This window comes from Kutzneria sp. NPDC052558, assembly GCF_044547355.1.
Classification (GTDB): Bacteria; Actinomycetota; Actinomycetes; order Mycobacteriales; family Pseudonocardiaceae; genus Kutzneria.
Genome location: NZ_JBIUAG010000075.1, coordinates 1 through 4,624, shown reverse-complemented (window position 1 = coordinate 4,624; position 4,624 = coordinate 1). Strand labels below are relative to the sequence as shown.

Here is a 4,624-nt window from a genome sequence, read left to right as displayed (position 1 = left end):
TCTTCTTCCCTAGACAAGAAGCATGATCACTCAAGGGCTGCACCCGTGATCACCCGGGGTCCCCGTCACCCACCCCGAAGGTTAAAACACAAGCTGAGCGTTGGTCCCGGTTACCTCACTTGGTGAGTCGTGCACGAGGTACATGCGCCGCCGGGGAAGTCAGTGGTCTGCGGACGTGGTGGGCTTGCTCGTGGTTGGCCTGGTCGTAGGGAGTGTCGTCCAGTTCGGCGATGTTGGTCAACTGCTCGCCGCTGCCGTGGGAGCCGTTGCCGGGCAATCGCGCGGCGCAGAACCAGACGGAGGCGAGACAGGATAGGTTCTTCTCGAAGAACCAGCCGACCTCGACGCCGTCGCGGTAGCGTATTCATGTCACTGGCTGGCCAGGTGCGGCAGCCACACGGGAGCGACGCGGGCTGTGGTAGTTGAGGCGGCGAACACAGACTCCAGCGGGATAGTCGCGGTCGTTGGCGTCTGTGCCACGAAAACCTGGCCGGCGCTGCGCCACCATCGGGGGGCGATCATGGAAACACCCAACGACCGCTTTCGGCTGGCGCGGGGGCGTGTTGCGTCTCGACGTCATCCCGGCGAATGCTTGTCGCGTCAAGAGTTGGCGGAGCTGGTCAACGATCACCTGTGGCTCCATTTCGGGATGCGCGTCGAGATCGACGACTCCTACATCGGCAAGCTCGAACGCGGCGTGATCCGCTGGCCAGGCGAGCGATACCGGAAGGCCTTCTGCTCGATTCTCCACGTGGACGACGAGACGAAATTGGGCTTCCGCAGCTCACGTCGGTCAGCGGTGCCCGGCCAGTTGAGCAGCGTCGGCCCGTCGCCCGAGGCCGCGTGGCAGACCGTAATTCCCGCCATGGTTGACGAGCGACATGTGGCGGAGACGCGTTCCGCGGCCACTATGTTCGTCCGCTGGCATCATCAGTACGGCGGCTGGTCCCTGCGTGAGGCCGCTCTCGCCCAGATGCGGTGGGCCGAGCAGTTGCTGCGCGTTCCGTGTCGAGAGCGTGTGCGCGTTGAACTCCATGCGGCCGTCGCGGAGTTGGCGCACACCTGCGCGTTCATGGCGTTCGACACCTGTGAGCACGGTGTTGCCGATCGGTTCTTCGATCTCGCGTTGCGGTGCTCCCGGGAGAGCGGAGATGGGAAGTTCCGCGCCTATGTCCTGCAGTCCATGGCTCGCCAGGCCGTGTGGCTGGGCAGATTCGAACAGGCTCACACCTTTGTGGAACACGCGCTCACACAGACGGGCAAGCTGCTGCCGGTCGAGCGGGCCAATCTGTACGCCGCGCTCGCCGTGCCGCTGGCCGGCATGAACCGCGCTGCGGAGGCTCGTCGTGCCATCGGGGTGGCCGATGACGCGTTCGAGCGGGCGGCGCAGCCAGCCTCCCGGTGGGAGCGTTTCTACACCCTCGCCCAGCACAACTCGGACACTGGTGCCGCGCTCGTCATGCTTGCCGAGCACGGGCATCGGGCCGGCGACGCCCGCGAGCGGTTGACCGCTGCCTACGCGCAACGCGCACCGCAGTATCGCCGCTCCAGGTTGTTGGCACTGACCAAGCTCGCGTCCCTCGCGGTTTTCGGCGGCGCGCCGGACGAAGGCATCGCGATCGCGACATCCGCCCTTGCCGGGGCCGAGGGAGTCCGGTCCAGTCGGGTCACCCGGGAGATGGACGGCTTCGCCGAGCTCCTCGTCCGACGCTCGGGTCCCGAGTTCGGCCGCAAGTTCCGTGACGAACGCAGGGCAACCGGGCCGGGCTGACCACGGATGTCAATGGGGTCGCGCATTCATCCCCTGAGCTTCCTCCGAATCTGCCTCCGTCACCTCCCTGCACAGGCGTCTTCCAGCCGGGGACCCTGGACGGTGGCGGCAAGTTCCGGACCTGCTGTCGATCAGGGGCTGGTGGCGGACCGTCGGGGGTCGCCACCAGCCGCTGCCCTTGCACGGCGTATCTAGCGAGGTCAGCCTGCGTTTGTACGGAATACTGTTTAAGCGGCGCATGCCACCATCGTTGTACCCGCCACAAATATCATCCGACAATCCGGGAAATTCGCTTGGATGCCACGGCAAAGAAATTATTCAATGGAGGAGAGCTATGCCTGATAGCGTGAAGTACTGGGCGGCCGCTGTCGCAGCCATGCTGAGCCTCAGCGGCGTGGTCGTCGTCGGTGCGCCGGCAGCAACGGCCAGTCCCACCACCGCCACACCGACCTCAGTGATTCCTCTCAATCCCTGCGCGCACCCTGGATGGCGTGAGGACACTCCCACATCGGGTAGCTTGATCGGCGAACCCACCAACATGAGGTCCGGTCCCTACCTCGACTGTGCGATCAACCATGTCGGCCACAGTGGCGATAGTGCAATTTTCGAATGTTATGTCGTCGGCGGTGTCTATAACGGTGTCAGCACGTGGACCTTCGTCTATGCCGACGGCTCGCGGGGCTGGGTGAATGACAGCCTCTTGTCCGGCGGCGGCAGCTCCAACCACTGCTGACAACCGTCAGAACATCGACAAGTCACACACAAACTATCGTGCCGGGTAGAGGGGATGGGCCGCAGGTAGTGCCGATGCGCACTACCTGCGGCCCACCTCGCTTACGTCGCCCGCGACGGGCCCCAGACGGGCCAGCAAGTGATCTTGTTTGGCGCCGCCTGTCTCAAACACCATTCATAAATGAAGTCCAGATGAAGCTCGCGATGAGAATATGGAGTCAGATTTGAGATCCTACACGTGACGCGATCCATCCCGAGCAGGCCGGGTTGCTCCCAGGTAATCCGACTCCCGGTACGGTTCAGATTTCACACGTTGACCGAAGTCGGGTGCGTCGATCATGAGGTCGCCGCCGATGTAGAGCCCGACGTGGTGGACGTCGGGCGGAGTGCCGAAGAAGACCAGATCGCCCGGGAGCAGAGGTTGTCCCGCTGGGACGTGGGGACCGGCGTCGTATTGCGTTTGAGCCGTGCGGGGCAGCACAATGCCAGCGGCGGCGTAGGCGGCTTTGGTGAGACCGGAACAGTCGAACCCGCCGTCCTGTGCCCCGTTGCCGCCCCAGACATAGGGCAGTCCCCGCTGCCGACAGGCGTAGTTGATCGCAGCCAGAGCTGTGGCGCTGGGCGCCTGGACATGGTCACAATCCCCGGTGCCGACGGTGATGCCGGTGCATACGGCCCCCGCCACGGCGGCGACGATTTCCCGCGCGGCCTGCTCGTGTTGGGCGTAAGCACCAGGAAATCCTGATTGCTCAACGGCTTGTGCCGCGTCGTTGACGCTCATCTGCTGCCAGCGTGGTACGGCGAGCAGATGTCGGTAGAACTGGGTGGCGGCGTAGGTGGGGAGCATGATCTGCGCTGGGGTTCCCCAGCCCTGGGATGGGCGTTGCTGGAACAGGCCGAGGCTGTCCCGGTCGCCATGGTCGAGGTTCACCAGACCGGATTCCTGTAGGGCTGCGGCGATGGCCACTACCCAGCCCTGCGGCGGGATCGCGAGCTGCTTGCCGACCGCGACGATGGTCGCCGCGTTGGCCATCTGGTCCGGTCGGTAGCCGGAAAGGCCGCCGGCCGTCCCCACGATCGAGGCGCAGCCGGTACTGCCGGAGCCGACGGTCATGGCGGTGATACCGCCCGCGGCGGTGATGAGCACGGCGGGCAGCCCTAGCGAGACCGCCACGACGAGGGCGATCCTGGCGTTGCCGGACATGCGGATCACCCTCTCGGCGCCGGAGAAGACGCGGGCGGCATCGGGCTCGGCGGAGCGAGTTGTGCACTTGCAGTCGGGGCATCGGCAGGAGCGAGCGCCGGCCAGTTCCGTGCGAGGTCGATCAGCTGCAGGCGTGTGGTGTCGGCGCCGTTGATTGGCAGCCAGGCCGGGACGACTGGCGAGGCAGTAGTGCCGGTGGCAATGGGCACGAGGTCGGGATGGTCGAGTTGGTCGAGGGCGTCGGTCAGGGCGCGGCGGGCGGTGGCTTCTCGGGCGGTACTGGTGAAGCGGATCAGCAGCGGGGCGGTGATCGCGGTGGTGAGGGCGAGTTTCTCGTAATCGCCGAGTTTGCTGGCCAGGATGCGCAGGTTCTCCGTACCGAAGTCGAACTCGAGGAAGAACTCGAGCTCGGTGTCGTGCACGCGCCAGCGGGCGTAGGCGTCGGGGCGGGCGAGGTCGCCGAAGTGCTTGCGGCAGCGGGTTTCCGACCACCAGGCGGTCAGGCGGGTGTGGTCGGTGGTGCGGGCGTGGGCGATCAGGGTGGCGAAGTGGCCGTTGACGGCGACGGTGTGCGCCAGCCTCAGAGAGTGGGCGATCCCGATCGAGACCTCGTGGCGGTAGCGGAGTTCTTGAGGGTCGAGGCCGTCTTCGTGGGCGAGGAGATGAGCGCCGGCGATGTCCAGGACGTAGTGCATCGGCGCGGAGCCGACGGTCACGAACGGCTGGAACCGGTCGATCATCCGCCACTGGAACAACTCCCGGAGCCGACGGTTAGCCGACCGCACTCCCGTGAAGGCCATCTGCACGATCTGGCGGCTGGTCAGCACGCGGTGCTCGCGCAGCATCCTGGCCAGCCACCGGTCTCGGGCGGTGAGGCGTCGGGCGAGCCAGGCCAGGTGCTCGGGCGTGACAACGGA

At 65.8% G+C, this 4,624-nt stretch carries 4 protein-coding genes; 2 read left to right on the top strand and 2 right to left on the bottom strand.

All coding sequences use genetic code 11. From position 1 onward, the window contains the following. Positions 1-607 precede the first annotated feature (607 nt). Positions 608-1,771 carry an XRE family transcriptional regulator gene (locus ACIG5F_RS49175; RefSeq protein ID WP_396527275.1) on the top strand — a complete coding sequence of 388 codons (1,164 nt, stop codon included), beginning with the start codon at positions 608-610 and terminating at the stop codon, positions 1,769-1,771. A 334-nt stretch (positions 1,772-2,105) separates the two neighbouring features. Further along, entirely contained in the window at positions 2,106-2,504 is a 399-nt protein-coding gene (locus ACIG5F_RS49170) for a hypothetical protein (protein WP_396527274.1), read from the top strand. A gap of 231 nt (positions 2,505-2,735) precedes the next feature. On the opposite strand, the gene ACIG5F_RS49165 is transcribed toward ACIG5F_RS49170, so the two are convergent. Both ACIG5F_RS49165 and ACIG5F_RS49160 read right to left on the bottom strand, forming a co-directional pair. Beyond that, positions 2,736-3,707: a C40 family peptidase gene (locus ACIG5F_RS49165; RefSeq protein WP_396527273.1), complete on the bottom strand. Its 972-nt coding sequence runs from the start codon at positions 3,705-3,707 to the stop codon at positions 2,736-2,738. A 5-nt stretch (positions 3,708-3,712) separates the two neighbouring features. Then, the coding region (locus tag ACIG5F_RS49160) for a replication-relaxation family protein (RefSeq protein ID WP_396527272.1) at positions 3,713-4,624 on the bottom strand (912 nt) is incomplete at its 5' end.

Excerpts from the sequence above, each read along its gene's own strand:
- ACIG5F_RS49170 (WP_396527274.1), top strand. The coding sequence starts at position 2,106 with ATGCCTGATAGCGTGAAGTACTGGGCGGCCGCTGTCGCAGCCATGCTG.
- ACIG5F_RS49165 (WP_396527273.1), bottom strand. The coding sequence starts at position 3,707 with ATGTCCGGCAACGCCAGGATCGCCCTCGTCGTGGCGGTCTCGCTAGGG.